Annotated in this window: 18 protein-coding genes; 5 read left to right on the top strand and 13 right to left on the bottom strand. The window is 75.0% G+C overall.

Annotated elements, in window-relative coordinates; translation table 11 throughout:
• Positions 1 to 2 precede the first annotated feature (2 nt).
• Complete coding sequence (locus ACOQFB_RS06760) at positions 3 to 1,214, top strand: TonB-dependent receptor (RefSeq protein WP_059437942.1); 1,212 nt, start codon at positions 3 to 5, stop codon at positions 1,212 to 1,214.
• Between the two features lie 24 nt (positions 1,215 to 1,238).
• Here the strand turns inward: ACOQFB_RS06760 and ACOQFB_RS06755 are convergent, their stop codons facing one another.
• Positions 1,239 to 2,114: a WecB/TagA/CpsF family glycosyltransferase gene (locus ACOQFB_RS06755; RefSeq protein WP_421610623.1), complete on the bottom strand. Its 876-nt coding sequence runs from the start codon at positions 2,112 to 2,114 to the stop codon at positions 1,239 to 1,241.
• A 105-nt stretch (positions 2,115 to 2,219) separates the two neighbouring features.
• Between ACOQFB_RS06755 and ACOQFB_RS06750 the strand changes: the two genes are divergently transcribed.
• The gene (locus tag ACOQFB_RS06750; protein WP_059437943.1) at positions 2,220 to 2,717 is read left to right on the top strand and encodes a hypothetical protein; all 498 of its coding nucleotides are present in this window, start codon (positions 2,220 to 2,222) and stop codon (positions 2,715 to 2,717) included.
• A gap of 18 nt (positions 2,718 to 2,735) precedes the next feature.
• On the opposite strand, the gene ACOQFB_RS06745 is transcribed toward ACOQFB_RS06750, so the two are convergent.
• Genes ACOQFB_RS06745 through nadE form a run of 3 tightly spaced genes read right to left on the bottom strand, consistent with a single transcriptional unit; the run spans position 2,736 to position 6,005 of the window.
• Complete coding sequence (locus ACOQFB_RS06745) at positions 2,736 to 2,999, bottom strand: acyl carrier protein (protein ID WP_059437944.1); 264 nt, start codon at positions 2,997 to 2,999, stop codon at positions 2,736 to 2,738.
• Entirely contained in the window at positions 2,996 to 5,032 is a 2,037-nt protein-coding gene (gene asnB / locus ACOQFB_RS06740; protein WP_421610622.1) for an asparagine synthase (glutamine-hydrolyzing), read from the bottom strand. Before asnB ends, ACOQFB_RS06745 begins: the two co-directional genes overlap by 4 nt.
• 1 nt (position 5,033) lies before the next feature.
• Positions 5,034 to 6,005 carry an NAD(+) synthase gene (gene nadE, locus ACOQFB_RS06735; RefSeq protein ID WP_059437946.1) on the bottom strand — a complete coding sequence of 324 codons (972 nt, stop codon included), beginning with the start codon at positions 6,003 to 6,005 and terminating at the stop codon, positions 5,034 to 5,036.
• 226 nt (positions 6,006 to 6,231) lie between these two features.
• Here nadE and ACOQFB_RS06730 point away from each other — a divergent pair, with 226 nt between their 5' ends.
• Complete coding sequence (locus ACOQFB_RS06730; protein ID WP_421610621.1) at positions 6,232 to 7,800, top strand: class I adenylate-forming enzyme family protein; 1,569 nt, start codon at positions 6,232 to 6,234, stop codon at positions 7,798 to 7,800.
• A gap of 213 nt (positions 7,801 to 8,013) precedes the next feature.
• Positions 8,014 to 9,231 (top strand): glycosyltransferase, encoded by a 1,218-nt coding sequence (locus tag ACOQFB_RS06725; RefSeq protein ID WP_237757942.1) that lies wholly within the window; start codon positions 8,014 to 8,016, stop codon positions 9,229 to 9,231.
• 39 nt (positions 9,232 to 9,270) lie between these two features.
• On the opposite strand, the gene ACOQFB_RS06720 is transcribed toward ACOQFB_RS06725, so the two are convergent.
• From ACOQFB_RS06720 to ACOQFB_RS06690, 7 genes are all read right to left on the bottom strand, one after another.
• Positions 9,271 to 11,331: a PKD domain-containing protein gene (locus ACOQFB_RS06720; protein ID WP_421610620.1), complete on the bottom strand. Its 2,061-nt coding sequence runs from the start codon at positions 11,329 to 11,331 to the stop codon at positions 9,271 to 9,273.
• Between the two features lie 223 nt (positions 11,332 to 11,554).
• On the bottom strand, positions 11,555 to 12,457 hold the full coding sequence (locus ACOQFB_RS06715) for a class I SAM-dependent methyltransferase (RefSeq protein WP_059437949.1): 903 nt from the start codon (positions 12,455 to 12,457) through the stop codon (positions 11,555 to 11,557).
• 60 nt (positions 12,458 to 12,517) lie between these two features.
• Positions 12,518 to 13,189 (bottom strand): acyltransferase, encoded by a 672-nt coding sequence (locus tag ACOQFB_RS06710; RefSeq protein ID WP_237757943.1) that lies wholly within the window; start codon positions 13,187 to 13,189, stop codon positions 12,518 to 12,520.
• Positions 13,190 to 13,226: 37 nt separating this feature from the next.
• Complete coding sequence (locus tag ACOQFB_RS06705) at positions 13,227 to 14,066, bottom strand: hypothetical protein (RefSeq protein WP_421610619.1); 840 nt, start codon at positions 14,064 to 14,066, stop codon at positions 13,227 to 13,229.
• Positions 14,063 to 15,298, bottom strand: a complete 1,236-nt coding sequence (locus tag ACOQFB_RS06700) for a glycosyltransferase family 4 protein (RefSeq protein ID WP_421610618.1) — start codon at positions 15,296 to 15,298, stop codon at positions 14,063 to 14,065. The genes ACOQFB_RS06705 and ACOQFB_RS06700 overlap by 4 nt, the downstream gene beginning before the upstream one ends.
• On the bottom strand, positions 15,295 to 16,341 hold the full coding sequence (locus ACOQFB_RS06695; protein WP_421610617.1) for a polysaccharide deacetylase family protein: 1,047 nt from the start codon (positions 16,339 to 16,341) through the stop codon (positions 15,295 to 15,297). Before ACOQFB_RS06695 ends, ACOQFB_RS06700 begins: the two co-directional genes overlap by 4 nt.
• Positions 16,342 to 16,348: 7 nt before the next feature.
• Entirely contained in the window at positions 16,349 to 17,338 is a 990-nt protein-coding gene (locus tag ACOQFB_RS06690; RefSeq protein WP_059437662.1) for a glycosyltransferase family 2 protein, read from the bottom strand.
• A gap of 168 nt (positions 17,339 to 17,506) precedes the next feature.
• On the opposite strand from ACOQFB_RS06690, the gene ACOQFB_RS06685 reads away from it, so the two are divergent.
• Entirely contained in the window at positions 17,507 to 19,423 is a 1,917-nt protein-coding gene (locus ACOQFB_RS06685; protein WP_421610616.1) for an alpha/beta hydrolase, read from the top strand.
• A 21-nt stretch (positions 19,424 to 19,444) separates the two neighbouring features.
• Here ACOQFB_RS06685 and ACOQFB_RS06680 read toward each other — a convergent pair whose 3' ends face one another.
• Entirely contained in the window at positions 19,445 to 20,947 is a 1,503-nt protein-coding gene (locus ACOQFB_RS06680) for an oligosaccharide flippase family protein (RefSeq protein WP_421610615.1), read from the bottom strand.
• The gene (locus ACOQFB_RS06675) at positions 20,947 to 23,046 is read right to left on the bottom strand and encodes a TIM barrel protein (protein WP_421610614.1); all 2,100 of its coding nucleotides are present in this window, start codon (positions 23,044 to 23,046) and stop codon (positions 20,947 to 20,949) included. The genes ACOQFB_RS06680 and ACOQFB_RS06675 overlap by 1 nt, the downstream gene beginning before the upstream one ends.
• Positions 23,047 to 23,050 lie beyond the last annotated feature (4 nt).

The raw sequence follows: 23,050 nt of genomic DNA, 5'->3' as shown, positions 1-23,050 counted from the left end.
CGGTGACGGCCGCGGCGGCCCTCGCGCTCGCGTCGCTCCTGGCCGGGGCCGGCGAGCTGCGGCTGGAGCCCGGGCTACGGCTCGAGGGCCGCGGCCGCCAGCTCTCGCCCCGCGACGGCGCCGACGATCGGACGCTCGAGGCGTTCGCGACCCCGCGCGCCGCGCTGCTGTGGCTCGCCGCTCCGCGCCTGCGCCTCGGGGGCTCCTATGCCCCGCGGTTCCGCGCGCCCGACCTCACCCGCTCCTCCGACGTGGTGCTGCTCCACACCGGCGAGGCCCGCGCCGAGCTCCGCCCCGACGCCGCCTGGCGCCTCTCGGCGGTCGCGAGCGGCGAGCGCGGCACCACCGACCTGCTCACCGAGAGCCGCACCATCGGGACGGAGCTCCAGACCATCACCACCACCCGCCGGCTTCGCTACCAGGCCGCGCGCGCCGAGCTCGGCCTGGAGGGGCGCGCCGGGCCGCGCACGGAGCTGCGGGTGCTGGCCGGCGCGTTCCTGGACGGTGGCGAGGGCGCGGCCGCGGAGGCGACGCTCCCCATCCAGCGCGGTGCGCGCGCCGAGGCCACCCTCACGTGGGCGCTCACCCGCCTCGACCGCCTGGGGCTCCGCCTCACCGGTCGCGGAGCGCGACTGGATCGCGGCCCCACCTCCGCCATCGCCACCGCGGACGCGATCTGGCGCCGACGCCTGGCGCGCGCGGTCGACGCCTGGGCGGGCGGGGGCGTGGCCGGCGCCTACGAGGATCCGCGCGGAGACACCGCCAGCCGCGATCTGCTCCCGAGCGGCGAGGTCGGCATCTCCCACACCCCGGTCGCCCCGGCGGCGCCCGGCGCCGAGGGGGAGGAGCCGGTCCGGGCCACGCCGACCACGGCGCTCTCCACCCGGCTCGTCGTCCGCCTCGCGCCCGCGATCGACCGGGCCACCGGTGCCGCCGATCCTCAGCTCGAGGGAACGCTCGACCTGACCTGGCCGGTGACCACGCGCTGGTCGCTCTCGGGCGCGGCCGTGGGGGCCGTCGCGCGCCAGTCGGGCAGCGACACCCGGCGGGCCCGCCTGGAGTCGCAGGTGCAGTGGGCAGCGACCTCGGCGGTGCACCTCGGGCTCGGCGTGTACGCGAGCTGGCAGCGCGCCGCAGTCCCGTCCCTCCCGTCGTTCGACGAGTCCGGCGCGTTCCTCTCCCTGGACCTCGCCGGTCCCACGCTCAGTCCCTGATCCGTCCGCGCAGGGCGGCGGCGGTCATGGCGCGACGCCGGTGCTCGGGACGCTGGGCTCGGCGGCGTCCGCCGGACGCCGCGCCTGGCGCTCGGCGGCGGGCAGCCGCGCGGTCCGCGCCAGCACGCCCAGGAAGCGCGGATCCTTCACCAGGTAGCGGCGGGAGAGGCGCCGCGGCTCCAGCGCCAGCCGGAAGGCCCACTCGAACCCGGCGCGCGAGACCCACCGCGGCGCGCGCCGCACGCGGCCGGCCAGGAAGTCGATGGACGCCCCGAGCCCGAAGGCGACGGTCCTCCCCAGCTCCGGCGCGGCCCGATGGATGAAGCGCTCCTGCTTCGGCGCGCCCAGCCCGACCACCACCACCTCGGCCCCGGAGCGGCGCACCCGTTCCACCACCGCCCCCTCGCCGGCGTCGCCGTCCACGGCGATGCGCGGCGCGTCCACGCCGGCGATGCGCACCCCCAGCTCGCGCTCGAGGCGGGATGCGGCCGCCTCGACGGACCCCGGCGCGCCGCCCAGCAGGTACACGCCCCACCGCGCCGCCGCAGCGCGCCGCATGAGAGGCCAGACCAGATCCGAGCCCGACACCTTCTCCGGCACGGGCGTGCCGAGGAGCCGCGTCGCCCATACGAGCGCCTGCCCGTCGGCGAGGGACAGGCTGGCCATGGCGTACGCGGCCCGGAAGGCGGGATCGTCCTCCGCCGTGACCACGTGATCGACGTTGGGCGTGAAGACGCATCCGCCAGCCCCCCGGGCCACCAGCGCGTCGATCCGGTCGAGCGCCTCGGCCGCGGTCAGCGCGTCCAGCCACAGCTGGCCGACCCGGACCCGGCGGATGCCGCCACCCGCCCCGTCCTGCGCGTACGCGCCCACGCTCCCCCCGGCGATCGGCATCGGCATCCCCCTCTCCTCGCGTCAAGCGGCCTCGGGACAGCCGCCGCGCGGCGCCCGGCCCCCCCCCGTGCTACGCTCGAGCTCTCGCGCCCGGCGGGCGCAGGGGGCGTGATGGCGGAATCCGTGCTGCCGGAGCTGGCGAAGAAGATGGGTGACCGGGTGCTCCTGCCCGAGGCGCCCCCCAGCAAGGAGTGCCAGCAGCTCTGGTTCATGCTGGCCAAGAGCCGGTGGCGTTCGCTGGCCCTCGTTCCCGCCGAGGAGGGCGGCTCCACGGCCGAGCTGGCCGCCTCGCTCGCCGAGGTGGGCCGGCAGCTCCGGGACGGCGCGGTGACCGCGCTGAACCTCCCTCACCTCGACTACATCACGGCGTCCGGCATCGCGGACGCGATCGCGGCCGCCGGGCGCGGCGAGGGCGTCCCGCAGAACCTGCAGATCATCGTCGCGATCCCGCCGGTGCTCGACGATCCGCTCGGCGTGGCCGTGGCGCACGTGGTGGACGCGGCGGTGCTCTGCGTTCGGATGGGCCAGGCCCGGATGAAGTCCGCGCGCAAGACCATCGAGCTCGTCGGGCGCGAGCGCTTCGTGGGCAGCATCCTGCTGCGGCCGTGACATGCGAGCCCCGCCCCGCTAGCCGGTCGCGCCGAGCCCGCCCTGCTGCTTGCGGGCGACGAACGCCGCCATGCGCTCGACGGACTCCAGGTTCTCCGGCGTCGTCTCGTGATCGGCGATGCGGATGTCGAACTCCTCCTCGAGGAAGGCGATCACCTCGAGCATGCCGGTGGAGTCCACCAGACCGGTGCTCACGAGCAGGGTGTCGTCCGCGACCTCGGAAGGATCGCTCACGTAGAAGTTCTCGAGGATGAACTTCCGGATGGTCTGCTGGGTCGTCATGTCGCGTGCCTCTCCTGGACTGCGTTCGCCAGACCCGGGCGCTCGCCCAGGCGATCCACCAGCGTCGTGAGCTCGAGCCGCCCGCCCCGCTCCGGCGCGCGCCGCACCAGGCGTTCGTGGAGCAGCCCCGTGGACAGCACGCCCACCACCGCCATGTTGTCGGCGTTCGAGAACTGCTCCCCGCCGGCGGACGCCTGGCACTTCCGCCAGAGCCGCTCCACCGCCCGCGGCTCGAACACGCCGACGCGGGCAACGCCGTCCGGGCTCATCAGCTCCGCAGCCCATCCCGGCGCGTCGGGCCCCACGAAGCTGAGCGCGTCGGGCGCGCGGTAGGGCTGCTTGGGCCGGCGCACGATCTGCGGCGGCACCAGCCCCTCGGCGGCCCGTTTCAGCGCGTGCTTCTCGTCGAGGACGCGGAGCTTGTACGAGGGCGGCAGCGCGTTCGCGAGCTCGACCACGTCCGCGTCGAGGAACGGGAAGCGCCCCTCCACCGAGTGCGCCATCAGCATCCGGTCGCCCTGCGAGGAGAGCAGGTACCCGGAGAGCAGCGTGCGCACCTCCAGGTACTGGTCCTGCGAGAGCGGCGCCCACGCGCCGAACGCGGGCGGCAGATCGCCGAGCAGGCGCGCCACGACGTCCACCGAACGCGTCGCCGCGCGGAGCCCGGGCGTGAAGAGGCGCTGAAGCGCCGCCGCAGACTGCCAGCGCGTCTGGTGGGCGAAGCCGGGCACCCCGGGCTGCTCGCGGCCCTTGCCGAAGAACTCCCGGGCCATGGCGCGCTGGGCCACCGGCGAGCGGGCGAGGTACGGGTAGAGCCGCTCGAGCAGCCGCGGCCGGAGCGCCGACGCGGGCTGGCGGCCCCAGAACCGACGCACCTTGCCCTCGCGGAACAGGTCGTAGCCGGCGAACATCTCGTCGGCGCCCTCGCCGGTGAGGACGACCTTGATCCCCGAGTCGCGCACCAGGCGCGAGAGCAGGAACAGCGGCGCGGGCGCGGTCCGGAGCAGCGGGCGCTCGGCGTGCGCGACGACGTCGGGGAACGCCTCGGCGATGTCGGCCCGGCGGACGACGATCTCGCGGTGGTCGCTCTCGATCCGGACCGCCACCGCGCGCTGGAACGCGGTCTCGTCGTACTCCGCGTCCTCGAAGCGGATCGAGTAGGTGCAGAAGCGGTCGCCCTTCACCCGCCGGCCCAGCGCCGCGACCAGCGAGCTGTCCAGCCCGCCGGAGAGGTAGCTGCCCACGGGCACGTCTGCGCGCAGCATGCGGAGCCGGACCGCCTGCTCGAGCGACGCCCGCACGCGCTCGACCGCCTCGTCGAGCGGCCCGCGGAACCCGCCCTCGCCCGCCGGGTAGGACGGCTCCCAGAAGGCGCGATCGGTGGTCCCCTGCCGCGTCACGGTGCGCACGTGGCCGGGCTCGAGCTCGGTCACCCCGGCGAACACCGACTGCGGCGGCACCACCGTCCAGAACGTGAACGTCTCCGCCAGCCCCACCGGATCCAGCGCGCGCGGGAGGTCCGGCGCGCCCGCGAACAGCGCGCGCACCTCGGAGGCGAACCACAGCCGGCCGGCGTGCTCGCAGAGGTAGAGCGGCCGGACCCCGAGCCGGTCGCGCGCCAGCACCAGCCGCTCCCGCGCCGCGTCCCACAGCGCCACCGCGAACTGCCCGTTGAAGCGCGCGAACGCAGCCTCGCCCCAGGCCTCGAACGCGTGGACGATCACCTCGGTGTCGCTGCGAGTGCGGAAGCGGTGCCCGAGGGCGACGAGCTCCTCGCGCAGCTCCAGGTAGTTGAAGATCTCGCCGTTGAACGCGATCCAGAGCGTGCCGTCCTCGTTCGAGAGCGGCTGCTGCCCGGTGGCGAGGTCGATGATCGAGAGGCGCGCGTGCCCGAGACCGGCGCGGGCGTCGCGGTAGATCCCGAACTCGTCGGGGCCGCGGTGCCGGAGCGCGCCGGTCATCGCCTGGAGCTCGTCGAGCCCCGGCGGCGGGCTCCCGTCGCGCAGCGAGACGATGCCGGCGATGCCGCACATGTCAGCCCCGCGGGACTTCCACGAGGAGGGGTGCCTGGTGCAGGTACCTGCTCACCCGGCGCTTCGCCTCGATGTCGCGGTACACGCGCTCGACCTGCTCCGGCGCGAGCCCGAGCACCGGCGCCACCTCGGCCGCGGGCGTGGCGTGCTCGTGCGCCCAGAGGCACAGGTCCATCTCGCGGTACGGCAGCGCGAAGTAGAACTCCTCCTGCGTCTGCGCGAGCGAGAACGTGTCGGTGGTCGGCGGCCGGCGGCGGATCTCCTCGGGGACCCCGAGGTGCTCCGCCAGCGCGTAGACCTGGGTCTTGTACAGGTGCGCGATGGGCTTGAAGTCCGCCGCGCCGTCGCCCTGCTTCACGAAGAAGCCCTGGTCGTATTCCAGCCGGTTGGGCGTCCCCGCCACCGCGTAGTTGAGCCGGTCGGCGTGGTAGTACTCCATCATCTTGCGCGAGCGTTGCTTGAAGTTCGTCGCCGCGACCATCTGCAGGTAGGCGGCAGGCGGCATGCGCACGGTTCGCTGGTTCCCCTGCGGATCCGACACCGTGAGGCTGGTGATGTTCAGCCGGTCGCTCTCGAGGATCGACGGGAGCGTGAGCTTGCAGCGCCACCCTTCGCCGTACTCGGGCACCGCCATGCGGATCGCCTCGAGCTGGCGCGCATAGCAGCCCAGGCCTTCGAGCGCCGGGGCGATGTCCTCCACCACGTGCCGGATGCCGAGGTGCGAGGCCAGCATTCGGCCCAGCCGCAGCGCGTCGCCGGACGAGTCGCGCTCGGGCATGAGCAGGCCGAGCACCCGGTCCGGGCCGAGCGCACGGACGCACGACGAAGCGACCACGGAGCTGTCGATGCCGCCGGACATCCCGACGACCGCGCCACGGCGCCGCAGGGTGCCCAGCACCTGCTCGCGGATGCTCGCCTCGATCCGCTCGGCGACGAGCGGCGCATCGATCTTCAGGACGTCTCTGGTGAACATGTTCCCCCGGACCCGAGTATCGCGCCGGCGGGCGCGCACGACAGTCCCACGTTGACGGGTGCCCCCCGGCGCCGAAGCTCGAGATTCTAGGCGCGTTCCGTCCGACCCTCGCGCGGGATGGCGGGGCTTCCATGAGCACGGGACGCGCCGCGGCATTGCAGCGGAGCCGGAGTGGCGGTACCGATGGGGCCGCGGTGCGGGTCGGGCGACCAGGGGTGGGCGCTGCGTGAGATCTCCTTTCCTCCACGACTGGCTCTTCACGCACGCCGAGCGGCGCCCCGAGGCGCCCGCGGTGGCGACGTCCGCGGTGCGCGTGACCTACGGCGAGCTCGCCGGGCGCGTGCGCGCGCTGGCGGCCCACCTGGCGGCGCGCGGGGTGCGCCCCGGCGACCGCGTCATGCTCGCGCTGCCCAACGTCCCCGCGACGGTCGCGGCCGGGCTCGCCGTGAACGCGCTGGGCGCCACCACGGTGGAGGTGAACCGAGAGTGGTCGCCGGAGATCCTCGGCCGGATCCTCGCGCAGACCCGGACCCGCCACGCGCTGGTCTGGGGACGGGACGCGCGCGCCTGGGGCACGCTGAGCCAGGCGCACCCGCTCGAGCGCCTCTGGGTCGTGCACCCGGGCGCCCCGCCGCCGCCGCTCCTCGAGGCGCTCGGCGGCACGCCGGCGACCTGGGTGATGGAGGACGGCCGAGTCGATCCAGCCGAGGGCTCGCCTCCTCCCCTGTCCTCGCCCGCGCTCTCGCCCGACCAGCCGGCGCTCATCCTGTACACGTCCGGGAGCACCGGCCAGCCGCGCGGGGTGGTGCAGACGTTCCGGAACGTGGACGCCAACTCGCGCTCCATCGTGACCTACCTCGAGCTCGGCGAGAGCGACCGCGCGCTGCTGATCCTGCCCCTCTACTACTGCTACGGCCGCAGCGTGCTGCAGACGCACCTGCTCGCGGGCGGCTCCGTGTACCTGGACGGCCGCTTCGCCTTCCCACGCGTCGTCCTGGAGGCCATGGCGAGCGAGGGGTGCACCGGCTTCGCAGGCGTCCCGCTCACGTTCGAGATCATCCGCCGCCAGGTCGAGGTCGCCTCCATGCGCTTCCCCGCCCTGCGCTACCTGACGCAGGCCGGCGGGGCCATGGCGCCGGACACGGTCGCCTGGGTGCGGAAGGCGTTCCATCCAGCGCGGCTCTTCGTGATGTACGGGCAGACCGAGGCGACCGCGCGGCTCGCGTACCTGCCGCCCGAGCGAGGCGAGGAGAAGCTCGGCTCGATGGGCATCGCCATCCCCGGCGTCGAGCTCCGGGTGGTGGACGACGCCGGGCGCGAGCTGCGCACCGACGAGACGGGCAACCTGGTGGCGCGCGGCGAGAACGTCACGCTGGGCTACCTCGACGAGCCGGAGGAGACCGCCGCGATCCTGCACGACGGCTGGCTGTGGACCGGCGACCTCGCCTCGCGCGACGCCGACGGCTACTTCTTCCACCGCGGCCGCTCGAAGGAGATCCTGAAGATCGGCGGGCACCGGGTGAGCCCGATCGAGATCGAGCACGCGGTGGCGCGCCACCCCGATCTCGCGGAAGCGGCCGTCATCGGCGTGAAGGACGCGCTCATGGGCGAGCTGCCGGTGGCGTTCGTGGTGCGGCGCGCGGGCGCATCGCCCACCGAGGACGACCTGCGCCGCTTCTGCCGCGAGCACATGCCCGCGTACCAGGTGCCGGTGCGCTTCACGTTCGTGGACGCGCTGCCGCGGAACGAGTCGGGGAAGCTGCTGCGCGCCGAGCTGGCGGCGCGCGCGGGCTGAGGCCCGGCCCGCGCGACCCGCCGCCGCATCCCAATGGGCCTGCGCGCCTCGTTGACCCTCCGTCAACGGTCATGCGGTCGGATGACTGCGGCCAGGCCGTACCTGAACGTATCCTCCGCGCAGCACTCGGGGGACGCGCTCCACTGCAGCTCGACCGGTGCCGGCGCGGCGCGCCGCTCCGGGCCCCTTCACGCGGCACCACGAGGAGGCGGCATGAGGCGGATGGCAATGGTCGGTCACGGCGACTACGCGGGCGCGGTGCGACTCATCGCGCGCGGCGAGCCCGAGCCCTACTTCGGCATGGCGTACACGCTCCGGACGCTGGAGGCGCTGTTCGCGGACCGTCCGTACCTCGTCGTGAGCCTGAACGCGGCGCCCGGCCGCGAGCGCGTGGGCCGAGGGGAGGCGGTGGGGCTGCCGCGCGGGCGCCTGCCGGCGCCGGTCCCCGAGACCGTGGCGATGGTCCTGTGGGCCCGCCGCGTGGTGCGCGAGCTGGAGCGCTTCCAGCCCACGCACGTGCTGCTCCGCACCGGCGGGATCCTCGCCTGGCACGTGCTGCGCCACTGCGTGGCCCGCCGCATCTCGACGCTCGCGATCTTCGCGAACACCTTCGACGACCCCGACCCGAAGAACCGGTTCGTGAGCCGCCGGGTCGCGCGCCTCCTGAACGATCCCTGCGTGTTCCTGGCGGGCAACCACAAGCACCCGGCCACCGCCAGCATGGTCCGCTGCGGCCTGGACGTGCGGAAGGCGGCCGCCTGGGACTGGCCGGGAGCGCGCCACCCCCGCGACTGGCCGACGAAGGCCCTCGCGCCGGAGGCCGCCTGGAGCCTGCTCTACGTCGGGGCGATGTCCGAGGCCAAGGGCGTCGGCGACCTGATCGACGCGGTGGGCCTGCTCCGTCGACGGGGCCGGCCCGTCCGGCTCACCGCCGTCGGGACCGGCCGCGACCTCGAGGCGCTCCGGCGCCGGGCGGCGGCCCTGCCGGACGGGGCCGTCACGTTCACCGGCCGGGTCGGCAACGACGAGGTGTTCCGCATGATGCGCGCCTGCTCCGCCGTGTGCGTGCCCTCGCGGCACGAGTTCACGGAGGGCATGCCCATGACGCTCACCGAGGCGCTCGCCAGCCGGACCCCGGTCGTCGCCTCGGATCACCCGGTCATGGCCGAGGCGCTGGTGGACGGGACGGGCCTGCGCTTCTTCCGGGCCCGCGCGCCGGCGTCGCTCGCCGCGGCGGTGGAGGCGGTCCTCGGGCATCCGGCGGAGTACTCGCGGCTCTCCGCGTCCACGGCCGAGGCGTTCGCACGGGTGGAGTGCACCACCACGTTCGGCGATCTGGTGAGCCGCTGGCGGCGAAGCTTCGAGGCGGCGGCCGCGCCGGCGCGCGGGCGCCGGGAGCCGGTGGCGGCGGGGCTGCACGCGCACGCGTGACGGGCGGCCCGGGTGCCCGGGCCGCCCGCGCGCGCGGCGTCAGTGCGACTCGTACGCGCCGAGATCCTGCCCGGCGCCCCGGGGCCGCGCCGCCTGCAGGATGTCCGCGGCCACGTCGGGGAGCGTCACCCCGGCGTCCACGGCGGGCGACCCGGAAGAGAGCGAGAAGTCGCCGCCGCCGGGGTTGGCGAACCCGGGCGACGCGGTGGCCAGGTTGTGGTCCGCCGCCCACCCGGCGCCGCCCGCGCCCATGAGGAGCGCGACGTTCGCGACCGACGAGGCGCCGTACAGGTTGTTGCGGACGCGCAGGTTGGTGGCGGTCGAGTTGGTCTGGAGGAGCCCGCCCGCGGCGGACGCGCCCACGTACGTGGTGTTGTTGTAGATGCGCACGTCGTTCGGGGCCGGGACGCCGGTGTTGCGCTGCTCCCAGATGATGGACACCGCGTCCGGCGACAGGGTGTCGTCGAACACGTTGTTCCGGATCATGGCGTAGCTCGCCTCGCTCTCGATGTCCGCGACGAGCGACGGCGAGCCGGTGAAGCGGTTGCGCTCGAAGACGAGGTGCGAGACGGGATCGTTCTCACCCGCGGCGTTGCTCTGCGAGCCCATCGAGACGGTCCACTGCGAGGTGGAACTGGCCTGGAAGTGGTTGTCGGTGATCGACACCCAGCGCGTCTCCGGCCGCCCGTCGTTGAGCTCCGGCCCGTGGAGCTTCAGGGCGTGGCGCTGCCCGCCCGGCCGGAGGAACGAGTTGTTGGAGATGACGCCCTTGTGCGCCTGCCACACGCGGCAGACGTGGGTCTGCCCCGGGTCGGTCACGAGGTTCCCGAGCAGCGCGATGCGGCGGCCGCCCACGTACATGCCGTACGCGCCCGCGTTCGGGGCCTCGCTGTCGACCACGAACATGCCGTCGTGCGGCGTCGCGTAGATCGGCGTCCAGTCGCCCCAGCCGATGCCCACGTTCCAGTTCGTGGCGCGGAGGCGGAGCACCAGCATGTTGACGCCCTGGTGCGAGACGTCGGGGCCGATGGGCCCGGTCGCGGTCGAGGTGCTCGGCCCGCGCATGTCGAGGTCCATGATCCGCCAGTCGCTGCCGGAGCCGCGCGGGCTGAACGCGTTCGTGTCGCCCATCTCGGCCACGTTGAACACCGGGCGGTTGCCGGAGCCGTAGGCGCCGATGATGCCCGGGCCGGGCTTGGTGATGCCGTACGCGGAGGAGATCGAGAAGGTGTCGCCGCGGCGGAACAGGATCCGCACCGGCCCGGAGGTCGCGAGCGCGACCGACATGGCGCGGTCCACCGTGCGCAGCGGTGCCGCCTCGGAGGTGCCGGCGCTGGAGTCGTTCCCGGCCGCCGACACGTAGTAGGTGGTCCCGCTGAAGGCCGAGACGGTGATGGTCTGCGTGTACGAGCGCGAGGCCCCGCTCGTGTCCACGATGTTCAGGGTCACGGTGTACGTGCCCGGGTTCTCGAAGACGTGCGCCGCGGTGTAGCCGGTCGCGGTGTTCTTCGACTTTCCGCTGGTGCTCCAGGCGCCGGAGCCCGGATCGCCGAAGTTCCAGGCGTACTGCGCCCCCTCGCGATCGGCGGGCTGGTACACCCCGCTGCTCCAGGTGAACGGGGAGGCGGTGCCCGACGGCGTCGTGTCCACCGCGTCGAAGAAGACGGCGAGGGGCGCCACGCCGGAGGTGCGGTGCGCCGTGGTCATGGTCGAGCCGTCCGGCGGCGGAGGAGGCGCCGTGGACACGGTCACGGTCGCGCTCCCGCTCATCGACGGGTCGGCGACGCTCACCGCCGTGACCCGGTACGTCCCGGTGGTGGACGGCGCGGTGTAGACCCCGGTCGAGCTGATGGTGCCGCCCGAGGCGCCCTCCACCACCGACCAGGTGACGGAGGTGTCGGCGTAACCCGTGACGGTCGCCTGGAACGTCAGGGACTGCTCCGGGTAGACGGTGGCCGCCTTCGGCGAGACGGAAACGGCGGGGCCCTGCCCCGCCGTGCTCTCGATGGCGGAACCGCCACCGCCGCAGCCCATGGCAAGCATGGCGAGGATCACCATCCAGCCGGCTGCCGTCTGCTTCGATGCGGGCGTCTTGAGCATCACTCGGTCACTCCTGTTTGGTGTTCCCCTCGAGGCTGTCCCTTATAAACATGACACGCGGACGCTGACCATTACCGGAGCTGGCTAGCGCGAGAGTCTTGTGAGCCCGTGAACGGCCGTGTCGCACACGGCGGGCGCCGCGGCCGGCGCCTCACGCCGGCCGAACCCAGGGCAAACCCCGGGGTACACCGCGAGCGTGACGTGATCCCGCGCCGGGGCCCGGTCAGACGCGCTGGCAATAGAGCTGGGTGGTCGGCCGGAGGCGCGCGAGCAGCGAGCGCGCGGCGGCCCTGGCGAGCCGGAGCGGCTCGGCGGCGAGGTAGGCGGTGGGCGCCGTCACCACCCGGAACCCGGCCCGCTCCACGAACCGGCGGAGCGACGGGGGATCGAACGCGTTGACGTGGTCGAGGGGGTGGATGGCCCGGTACTCGGCCGCCGTGGCGATGCCCCGGACCCGCGTGCAGTCCGGGGTCTCGACCACCAGGATGCCCCCGGGCACCAGGCGGTCGTGCACGGCGCGCAGCACCGCCATGGGATCCACGAGGTGCTCGAGCACCTCCATGAGCGAGGCCGCGTGGAACCGGCCCTCGACCTCCTCCAGCCCGGCGCAGAGACGGAACCCCGGGGCCGCGTCCCGCCGCCGCCACGCATCGCGGTCCACGCCCCACGCCTCGAACCCGAACAGCGCCGCCATCGCCGGCAGCCGGCCCCACCCGCAGCCGAAGTCCAGGAAGCGCACCGGGGCACCGTGGCGCACGGGCCGGGTCAGGAGCTCGATCCGGAGGACGTGCGCCGCGTTCGCTCGGCCGGCGCGGAGCGCCGCCTCGTGATCCACGCCGCGGCGCTGCTCGAACTGGTGCACCGCCGGCCCCATCCACTCGTCGAAGCGGCGCGCGTCCCACTCCGCCGCCAGGACATACCGATGGAAGCGCTGCCGGCACGTGCCGCACCGGAGCAGCTCCCAGGGTGCCTGCTCGACGTACGGCAGCGGCGAGGTGCCCCACGGATCCGCCGAGATGAACGACCGGAGCGGCTCGGCACCGAAGCGCCCGCCCGCGACGCGGACGAGGCTGCCGCCCCCGCACGCGATGCAGGCATCGCGCGACCGGAACTCGGCGGTTGGCATGGCTCCCCCCTCCTGCTCGACAGCGGAGGAGCCTGTCCGCGCCCCGCGCGGGCCGCAAGGTCAACGCTGGGTCGCCCCGGCGGTTTCCCCCTCGTTCGCGCCGGCCCGCGGGCCGGGGCTCGCGGGCGCGCCGTCGCGGAGGCGGATCTCCTTCGCGGGCACGCCCGCCACGATGGCCATGGGGCGGACGTCGCGGGTGACCACGCTGTTCGCGGCCACCACCGCCCCGGCGCCGATGGTCACGCCCTTCAGCACCACCGCCCCCCGACCGATCCACGCGCCCGCGCCGATGCGGACCGGCTTCGCGGTGTGCGGCTGCTGGCGCACCAGCCCGGCGGCGGAGAGCCCGTGGTCGGCGTCCCGGATGCTGACGTACTCCGCGATGAGCACGTCGCGCTCGATGAGGACCTCGGAGTAGGCCACCACGAAGCTCCCGGCGTTGATGCGCACGTGGTCCCCGACCCGGATCCTCCCGCCCTCGCAGGTCTCGAGGAACACCCGCCGGCCGAGCCGGCAGTGCGCGCCGAGCTCCAGGCGCAGCCGCCCGCTCGTCTCCACCGCTCCGTCGAACTGCGTGGTGACCGGCACCGTCCCGTCCACGCGCGCCCGGAGGCGCGCGAGGCGCCAGAGCCGCAGGAGCGGCGCCAGCGCGGGCTCCGCGGCGCGCAGGAGCAGCGCGAGGATCGTGGCGACACCCCCGACGATTCCGAGCACCAGACCCCGTGCACCCATGTGTCCCCCCCAGGCGCGAGCCGCCTCCGCGACCGCCTCAGCGCGCCGCCGGCGGCGCGGGCTGGCGCGGCACCGACGCGATCACCGCCGCCAGGGCCCGGGCGGCGCGCGCCCGCCCCTCGGCGTTCAGGTGCCCGCCGTCGTCCGTGTACGCCGGCACGAGCGCCGGGACGGCGCCTCCCTGCCAGGCGGAGGTCTCGACGCTGCCGTCCGGGCGCGTGGACTCCACCCGCGCGAGGTCGAACAGCGGCGCGTTGCCGCCGTACTCGCGCCGCATCAGCGCGTTGAACTCCTCGCGCCGGGCGTTGTGCTGCGTCCCCCACCGCGGCTTGCCGAGGAGCTCCTTCGCCCACCCGCGCACGCCGTCCTCGACGGTCTGGAGCGGCGCGGTCACGTGCACGAACGTCGTGGCCGGGTTCGCCGCCTGGAGCTCCCCGATGGTCTTCCGGTACGCGGCGAACAGGGCCGCCACGTCCGTGTCGGCGCGGATGTCCACGTAACAGAACTTGAGCAGCGCCACCTCGGCGCCCGCGCCCTCGCCGCCGGGGCCGAGCGCGGCGGCGAAGCTCCGCAGCTTGCGCAAGGGGTCGCCGTTCTCCGCCACGACCTCGTGCGCGAAGGTGCCGGCGGCCACGCCCGGCGCGCGGGCCTCCACGACCCGGAGCGGCACGCCCTCCTGCGCCGCGAGGGCCTGGAGCCCCTCGATCACGTTCTCGCCGACGGACTGGTGCCCGAAGAAGACCCGGCGCTCCGCGAGCGCCTGCAGGTCGCGCCGGTCGCCCGGCTCGGCGCGGGCGCGCGCGGCGACGGTGGCGGCGAGCAGGGCAGCGAGCCCGAGCAGCGCGTGGACGGCGAGCGGCGGTGTCGTGGCGATCATGTCCCCTCTCCTGCGTTCTCCGTGTGGCCCCGGCCGGCGCCCGCCCCGAGGAGCCCCGCCAGCGGCCGGGCCGCCGTGACCGCGTCGAACTCGCGCAGCACGCGCGCACGCCCCGCCCGCCCCGTCCGGCCCCGCAGGGCGGCGTCGGTCGCGAGCCGCTCGAGGGCTTCGGCCAGCTCCCCCCAGCGCCCCGCAGCGTACAGCAGCCCGGTCTCGCCGTGGACCACCAGCTCCGGGATCCCCGAGATGGCCGGCGCCACCACCGGCAGCTCCAGCGCGAGCGCCTCCATCAGCACGACCGGCAGCCCCTCCATCAGGCTCGACATCGCGAACACGTGCGCCCGCGCCATCTCCTCGAGCACGGCGGCCTCGGGCTGCGCCCCGCGCAGCTCGACCCGGTCCTCCAGTCCGGCCGCCGCCACCGCCGCGCGGATGGCGCGCTCCTCCGGGCCGCCGCCGATCAGCACCAGGCGGCAGTCGTGGCCGCGACGGACGAGGGCCGCGAACGCCTCCACCAGCCCGACGTGCCCCTTCTCCGGCGAGAGCCGCCCCACCGAGAGCACGACGAGCGGCGCGCCGGGCCCGGGCGCGGTGCGCGCCGGCGCGGGCAGCGCCGCGACGTCCACCCCGCAGCGAACCACGTGCAGCTTCCGGGCGTCGTCCCCTCCGGCGAGCTTCTCGAGCCGGGCCCGCCCCCACTCCGTCGCGCTGGCCACGAACTCGGCGTCCTCGATCTTCGCGGCCAGCCGCGGGGTCATCGCGCCGGCGAAGTCGCTCAGCCCGTGGACCGTCACGCTCCAGCCCGCGCCCAGCCACCGGCTCGCCGCCAGCGCCGCCACCGCCGCGGGGTTCGCGAAGTGGCTGTGCACATGGGTCACGCCGCGGCGCTCCATCTCCGCCCCCAGGCGGAGCCCCTCCGCGAAGTAGGCGAGGGCGCGCAGCCGCTGGCCGGCGCCGGGGAGCGCGTGGCGCAGCGAGACGCGCAGCGCGCGCGCCCAGCGCAGCGGCCGCCGGGCGCCGGCGAGGACGGGCCAGGCCAGGGCGAGCGGCGAGCCGTCCAGCACCGTGAACGTCCGGGCCTGCTCGGCGCGATCCGCCTCGGAGAGCGGCTGGCCGGGCCGGATCGAGAACGTCTCGACGTCGACGCCCAGGCCACGCAGCGCCGCCACCTCGCGCCGGATGAAGGTGTGCGAGGGGGCCGGGTACTGGCTGACGACGACGCCGACGGTCATCCCCGCACCCTCGCGTACGCCGGGCTGAGCCGGAGCGCCAGCACCTCCTCCGAGAGCCGCCCCACCCCGTCGCGCACCGTCCGGCCCTGCAGGTCGCAGCGGGTGAGCCGGAGCGGATCGGCGCCGGCAGCGTTCGGGCCCCAGGCGGTGAGGACCGCCTGCCGGTATCCGGCCCGCCGCACCGCCTCCACCACGCGCGCGTCGTGGTCGCCGTTCGGGTAGCAGAACGACTCGCAGGCGACGCCCAGCTCCGCCCGGATCCGCGCCCGCGACCCGGCCGCCTCGCGCTCCAGCGCCACCGCGTCGAGCCCGGGGAGCAGCGCGTGGGTCACCGAGTGCGAGCCGATCTCGTGGCCGCCGTGCGCGAGGGTGCGGAGCTGGTCCCAGCCCATCATCCCGTCCCATGCCGGCCGCGGATCGCCGGGGACCGCCTCCGCGACCCGCTCGGCCAGCGCGCGCCGCGCCTCCTCGCGGAGCCGCTTGCTCCCGGCCACCGCCGCGGCGGCGGTGGCGCGCGCGTCCGGCCCGGGGACCACGCCCACCTCGCCGAGCAGCCGCCGCGCCGCGGGCGGATCCGCCGCGAGCAGCCGCATCATCCCGAAGCCGAGCCGGTCGTGCCAGAGCGGCGTGCCCTGGTCGATCGCCTCCACCGGCACGAAGAAGGTCGCCTTCACCCCGGCGGCGTCGAGCACCGGGCGCGCGTGGACGAAGTTGTCGAGCTGGCCGTCGTCGAAGGTGAGCGCGAGCAGCGGCCGCGCCGGGCGCTCCCCCTCGCGCCAGCGCCGGTGCGCGCCGGCCAGGGTGTCGCAGGTGAAGTGCGCCCGCAGGAACGCGACGATCCAGGCCAGCTCCTCGGGAGTCACCGCGATCTGCGGCAGCGGGTAGCTCGCGAGCGCCTCCGCCGGGAGCACGCGGTGGAGCGTGACCACCGTGAGCCGGTCCGCACCCGCGCGCCCGGGGCGCGTCAGGCCGAGCCCGAACAGGAGGCGCGCCCCGCCGTCGCGGACGAGCAGGCGCAGCCGCTGGGAGGCGCCGGGGGCCACGCGCGACCTAGGACGCCGCCCGCAGCGCGCTCGCCGGCCGGCCAGGGTCCCAGGCCGAGGCCTGGCGCGCGTCCAGGTCGGCGGTCGCGCGCCGCTTGCCCTTCAGCAGGCACTGCAGCTGGTAGCGCCGGAGGAAGCTGCGGAAGGCCGCGTCACCATACCGTGGCGCGCCCGCGAGGAGGCTCCGCAGGTAGCCGTAGAGGATGGCGACGCCGCCGATCACCAGCGGCGGACGGGTCATCCGGAACGCCGCGCTCGCCAGGAGCCACAGCGGGCTCGTGCCCATGAAGTACTGCCCGGAGCCGTGCCGGGCGCGCCCGGTCCACCAGCTCTTGTGGCTGGTGCCCATCGGCCGGAGGTGCAGGAAGCGCAGCTCGGGGTCGTCCCAGGAGGTCGCGATCCACCCGAGCTGGCGGCAACGGTGCGTGTCGATCCCGTCCCACATCACCGCGCGCACGAACCCGCCGATCTGCCGGAAGCAGGAGACCCGGTAGAACTTGCTCGCGCCGACCGATACGTCGTCGCCGATCCGCTCCGACACGAGCAGCGGGTCCGCACCGAGCGGAAACGGCATGGGCGTGCCCGGGTCCCCCCGCACGAAATACGCCTTGCCGGAGCAGGTGCCGAGCCGCGGCTCCGCCTCCATCCGGTCCATGAGCGCGGCGAAGTAGCCGGGGGGGAGGTCGAGGTCGAGGTCGAGCTTGCAGACGTACTCGAAGCCCTCGAGATCCACGGTCTCGAGGCCCGCGTCGAACGCCTCGATCACCCCGCCGCCCACCTTGCGGTCGCCGCGGTCGGCGCGGCGCACCACCCGGATCCACGGCACGCGCGCGGCGTACTCGGCCAGGATGGCGGGCGTCTCGTCCTTCGAGCCGTCGTCCACGATGACCCACAGCGCGGGCGGCTCGGTCTGGGCGATGACGGAGTCGAGGGTCCGGCGCGCGAACCGGGCCTCGTCGCGGCAGGGCGTGATCACACAGTAGGTTCGCGTGGTCATGGCGTGGCGGCTCGACCGTCTACCGCATCGGCGAGGGCGGACAAGTCCCGCGCGCGGGCGGCAGGATGGCTCCATCGCGCGGCCGCGTGACACCCGGCCGCGGGAGCCTCATGCGGCACCCTCGCTTCTCGGCGCGGGCCCGCCCGGCATGGGATACTCGTCTCGGCGATGAGCGACGGGGACATGGCGGGCCGCCCCCCGGCGGCCGTGCACGAGCAGGCATTCTACTTCACCAGCGCCGGGCGGCGCCTGTTCGCGGTGCTGCATGCGCCGCCGGACCCGGCGGCGTCCCGCGGAGGGTGGCTGCTGTGCGCCCCCTTCGGCGAGGAGCGGGGCTTCGCGCAGCGCACCTGCGTCGAGTGGGCGCGCGCGCTCGCCGCCGCGGGCCACTGGGTGCTGCGCTTCGACGTCCGCGGGTACGGCGACAGCGAGGGCCTGTTCGAGGAGTTCACGCCGGACGACCACGTCGAGGACGTGCTCGCGGCGCGCCAGGAGCTGGAGCGGCGCGCGGGCGTGCGCTGCCAGGGCCTCTGGGGGCTGCGCCTCGGGGCCACGCTCGCCACGCTGGCGGCGGCGCGCGGCGGGCTGGAGGTGGCGCTGGCGCTGTGGGAGCCGGTCGTGAGCGGCGAGCGCTACATGGACGGCCTGCTCCGCGCCGTGATGGTCAAGGAGATGACGAACACCGGGCGCGCGCCCCGGACGCGCGACCAGCTGCGCGAGAACCTCGCCGCGGGCGGCCAGGTGATCGTGGAGGGCCACCCGCTCACCGACGCGATCCACCGCTCCATCGCCGCCATCGACCTCGCCGCGCCCGGCGCGGCGGTCCACGGGCCGGCGTTCGTCGCGCAGATCTCCGCGCGCGCCGAGACGAAGCCGCGCAGGGAGCTCGAGAAGCTCCGCGCCGCGCTGGGGGACGCCAGCCTCGAGCTGGTGCAGGCGCCGCCGCCCTGGCAGCAGAACGACGAGTACTCGGGGACCGTGCGCCCGGCGGCGCTGTTCGAGGCGACCCTGCGCTGGATCGCGCAGCTCCCGGCGCCGGCCGCCCTCCCCGTCCACTCCGCGCCCGAGCCGCTCGCCCGGGAGTGGCGGACGGCGGACGGCGCCCTGGAGCGGGCGGTCTCGATCCCCGCCGCCGGCGGGACGCTCCGCGGCATCCTCCACCTGCCGGCGGCCGTCGACCGGTCGCGGCCGGCGGTGCTCATGGTCACGCCCGGTTTCAACTGCCGCACCGCGCGCTACCGGCTGTACGTGCGGCTGGCGCGCGAGCTGGCCCGCCGCGGCTGGGTGGCGCTCCGCCCGGATCCGCACGGGATCGGCGACAGCGACGGCGTGCTCGATCACGCCTCCGTCCCGGACCTCTACAACGCCATCGAGGACGGCGTGTTCGTGGAGGACACGCGGGCCGCGCTCGCGTTCCTGGAGTCCGAGCTCGGCGTCGGATCGGCGCTCCTGGTCGGCCTGTGCGGCGGGGCCAACACCTCGGTCCGGGTGGGGGCGCTCGACCCCCGCGTGGCCGGCATCGTCGCCTCCGAGCTGCCGTTCCTGTTCACGCCGCACATCGGCGCGGAGGAGACGGCCGCGCCGGTGCCCGTGGCGAAGGCGGCCGCGGACCACTTCCTGCGGTCGTACGTCCGCAAGCTGCTCGATCCCGAGGCGTGGCGGCGCTTCTTCAGCATGAAGAGCGACTACCGCAGCCTGCTCGCGTCGCTGAAGGTGGCGCTGGTGCGGCGCCTCTGGCCGCGCCGGGTCGCGGCCGACGACGCCTGGTTCCAGGAGCGCCTCGGCCCCCGCGCCAACCTCGGGCTGGTGGGTGCCTTCCGCGGCTGCCTGGCGCGGCGGATCCCCGTGCTGTGCCTGTTCGGCGCGACCCGCAACTCCTGGTACTTCTCGGAGCTCTGGCCGGGGTTCCGCGCCTCCGCCCCCGGGGCCGAGGCCCGCGTCTCGACGAAGAGCATCCAGGACGCCGATCCGGGCTTCTCGCTCCCGGAGCACGCCCGCGAGTTCCTCGACACGGTGCTCGGCTGGGCGGACGCCCGGGACCGCGACCGCGCCGAGGCGCCCGGGCGGGCCCAGCGCAGCGCCTGACGGCAGCCCGAGGCGGCGCCCCTAGCCGCGCCGGGCCGCCAGCGCGTTCCGCACCTTGTCGAGGTACCAGCGGGCGGGCTCCCGGTTCCCGGCGAGCCAGACGGCGAGGCCGACCACGCACGCGGCCCCGACCGCCGGGACGCTGCGCGCCCCGAGCAGCTCGAGCACCAGCAGCCCCGCGACCGCGGCCGCCCCGAGCTTCAGCGAGCGCCAGGCGTCGCCGGCGAAGATGTGCAGGCCGTCCTTGCGGCAGCCCAGGCCCAGGAAGAGGTAGCGGGGGAGGTCGGCCAGCACGACGCAGACGATCGCGACCTCGAAGCCCCACTGGCGGAACGCGAGCGGGACGGCGCCGAGCAGCCACACCAGGCGTGCGGCGTTCGCGGCGGCGAGCCACTTCACCCGGCCCCCGGCGAGCACGACCGAGGCGGTGAAGTGCACGAGCGAGCTGCCCCAGATGCCGAGCGCGAGCAGCCGCACGATCCAGCTCGCCTCGGCGTAGCGGTCGTCGTAGAGCAGCTGCACCGCGAGCGGGCCGGCCAGCACCAGCGCGAGCGCGCCCGCGCCCGCGAGCAGCGCCATGGACGAGCTGGCGCGCCGGTACGCGGTCTCCACGTCGGGGCCGGTCCGGCGCATCTCGGAGAACAGCGGGAAGAAGACGCGGAACGAGATGGCGGAGATGAGCGCGGTGGGCGCGTCCACCAGCGAGAGCGCGATGTTGTAGACGCCCAGGCGCTCGAGCGGGAGCATCTTCCCGAACACCAGCCGGTCGCCCTGCTGCGCCAGGAACGTCACCACCGAGCTGACGAACACCCACTTGCCGAAGTGGAGCAGGCTCGCCGCGGCGTCGCGCTCCCACTGGAACCGGTTGCGAGCGCCCCCCAGGGCGACGTGGCTGAGGCCCGTGCGGATGACGCTCGCGGCGATCATGCCCGCGAGCAGCGCCCAGACGCTGCGCGTGAGCCAGGCGCCCGCGATCATGATCGCCGACGCGGAGGCCTGCACCACGAGGTCGAGCACCTGGAGCCGCGCCATGCGCAGGTCGCGGTTGGCGGTGTGGATCGCGGTGGAGACGAACCCGTCCATGCAGGCGGCGAGCCCGGCCACCGGCAGCATCCACATGAGCTGGGGCTCGCCGTAGAGCTGCGCGGCCGGCCAGGCCACCGCGAACGTGGCGAGCCACAGCAGGAACCCGCGCACCACCTGCACGGTCCAGGCGGTGTTCACGAACGCCGTGTCGGAGCGCCGGTGCTGGATGATGGACGCGCCGATGCCCACGTCGGAGAAGAGCTGCAGCCCCTGCAGGCAGACGTTCACGAGGAGCATCAGCCCGAACGCGCGCGGGAACAGCAGGCGCGCCAGCACGAGGTTCGCGCCGAAGCGGATGATCTGAGCCGCGCCGTACCCGGCCGCGACCCACACCGAGCCCCGGGCGACGCGGCGTCCCAGGTGCTCGGCGGCGGGCGCGGGCGTCTCGTCCTCGGGGGCCTGGGGCCGCGGCGCGTCGGCGGGCTGCACGTTTCGCATCAGAGCACGATCCGCTGGCCGGTCTCGCTCGAGCGGACGAGCGCGTGCTCGATGCGCATGAGCTCGAGCGCGTCCGCGCCGGTCACCGGGATCTCGCCGCCCCGACGGTAGGCGGAGTAGAACGCCTCGATGGAGCGCTGGAACGACAGGGCGAAGCCGCCCGGCGCGTCGCCGCGCCGCAGCCGCAGGTCGATCTTCTTGCGGGTGGACGCCGTGAGCGTGCCGAGCGCGTCCTTGTCGAGGATGCCGCTCAGGTTGACGGTCCCGTCGTCGAACACCGCGTCCAGCGTGAGCAGCAGCCCCTTCGGATCCAGCAGCCCGGAGCTGACCAGGCTCGCCCCCACCCCGTCCTCGGTCTCGAGCGTGGCCGCGCACCAGGTCGACGGGAAGTACAGGAGCTCGTGCGCGTACGCGTCCCACTCCTCGAGGCCACGCGTGCCCGGCTCGTCGTGGATGGTGGCGGAGACGGTGCGGATCCGGCCGCCCAGGTGGCGCACCAGGTCGATCACGTGGTGGTGGACCCCCGCGTGCGACAGGGCGCGGATCATCCGGAGCTTGCCGAGCTCGCCGGAGTCGCGGAGCTCGCGGATGCGCTGGACGCCGGGGAGGAAGCGCCAGTTGTAGTTGACGCCCAGCACCCGCCCCTTCTCCCGGGCGGCGCGGACCATGTGCTCCCCGGTGGCCAGGCTCTCGGCCAGGATCTTCTCGCAGAAGACGTCGGCCCCCGCGTCGAAGCACATGAGCGTCGTGTCGTGGTGGGTCCACTCGCGCGTGCAGTTCACCACCAGCGCCGGACGGACCTCGCGCAGGAGCCGCGCGGCGTCGGTGAAGGACGGGCAGCCGAGCCTGGAGGCGAGCAGCTCGGCGCGCTCCGGGCGCACGTCGCAGACGCCCGCGATCTTCACGCCGGGCAGGCGCAGGAAGCCGGGGCCGTGCTCGAAGCGCCCGGTGTAGCCGCAGCCCAGGATCGCGACCCGGATCTCCGCCAGGTCCGCGCCCGGCAGCGCAGCCATGGGCCGCGGCGGGACGTCGCTGGGCATGCGCCCGACGCGCCACCCGGCCTGCCAGCCGGCCCGGTACTGCACCTGCCGATAGGGGACCCAGTTCGTCCGGACGTGGCGCGCGAACCGGACCGGTGGGCGCAGCACCGCCTTGAGGCGCGGGTGCGCCACCACGAACGCGCGCGGGTGGCGCGCGATCCACGCGGCCCCGTCGACCGCGCGGAACCAGGCCTGCCGCCGGACGCGGCTCTCCAGCTGGAGCGGCTCGCCCTGCATCACCCGGCGCACGTGCTCGCGGGCGAAGCCGAGCTCGCGCTCCACGATGGCGTGCGACGACGGCTCGTACTCCAGCTCGAAGTTGAAGTCGCCGGCGTAGCCGTCGCGCAGGAGGGCCTCCATCAGCGGGAGGTAGTCGCAGTCTCCCTTGCCGGGCGTGACCGTGACCTCGCCGCGCAGGGTATCGCGGAGGTGGACGTGCGCGATCGGCACCCCCAGGCGCGCGAGCGCCTCGACGAGCGGCGTCCGGTTGCCGCGCTGGACGTGGCTCGTGTCGAGCGTGCACGTGATGCGCGGATCGGCCACCCGCTCGAACAGGCGGGCCGCCTGGGCGACGTCCTCGGCGAGCGAGTGCGCGTGGGGCGCCTCCAGGGAGAGCGTGATCCCCGCCCGCTCGGCGACCTCCAGGTAGGCGCGGATCCGCGCGGCGACGACGCGCGCCGCCTCCTCCCACTGGTCGGGCGCGACCACCGGGCCAGGCGGGAGCGTGAGCACGCGGGCCCCGAGGTGGCGAGCGAGCTCGACGGTGGCGCGGATGCGGCGGTCGGCGAGCGCGAAGTCGCTCGACGCCATGCCGCCGGGGTGGAGGTTCACCGACGAGACCGACAGGCCGCGCTCCGCGAACGCCCCGGCGATCGCCTCGAGGCGTCCGTCGCCGAGCGCCAGCGGGTCGACGTGGTCGCAGTGACCCGGGACGATCGCGAGGTCCACGCGATCGAACCCGTGCGCGCGAACGCGGTCGAGCGCATCCTCCAGCCGGTCCCACTCCCGGAACGTCAGCAGCGAGCAGCCGACCCGACCGAAGGCGCCGGCCGGGCTCACGGGC

The organism is Anaeromyxobacter sp. Red801, assembly GCF_049201065.2.
GTDB lineage: Bacteria > Myxococcota > Myxococcia > Myxococcales > Anaeromyxobacteraceae > Anaeromyxobacter.
The sequence above is the reverse complement of the archived record's forward strand: the minus strand, read 5'-3'. Positions and strand labels throughout refer to the sequence as shown.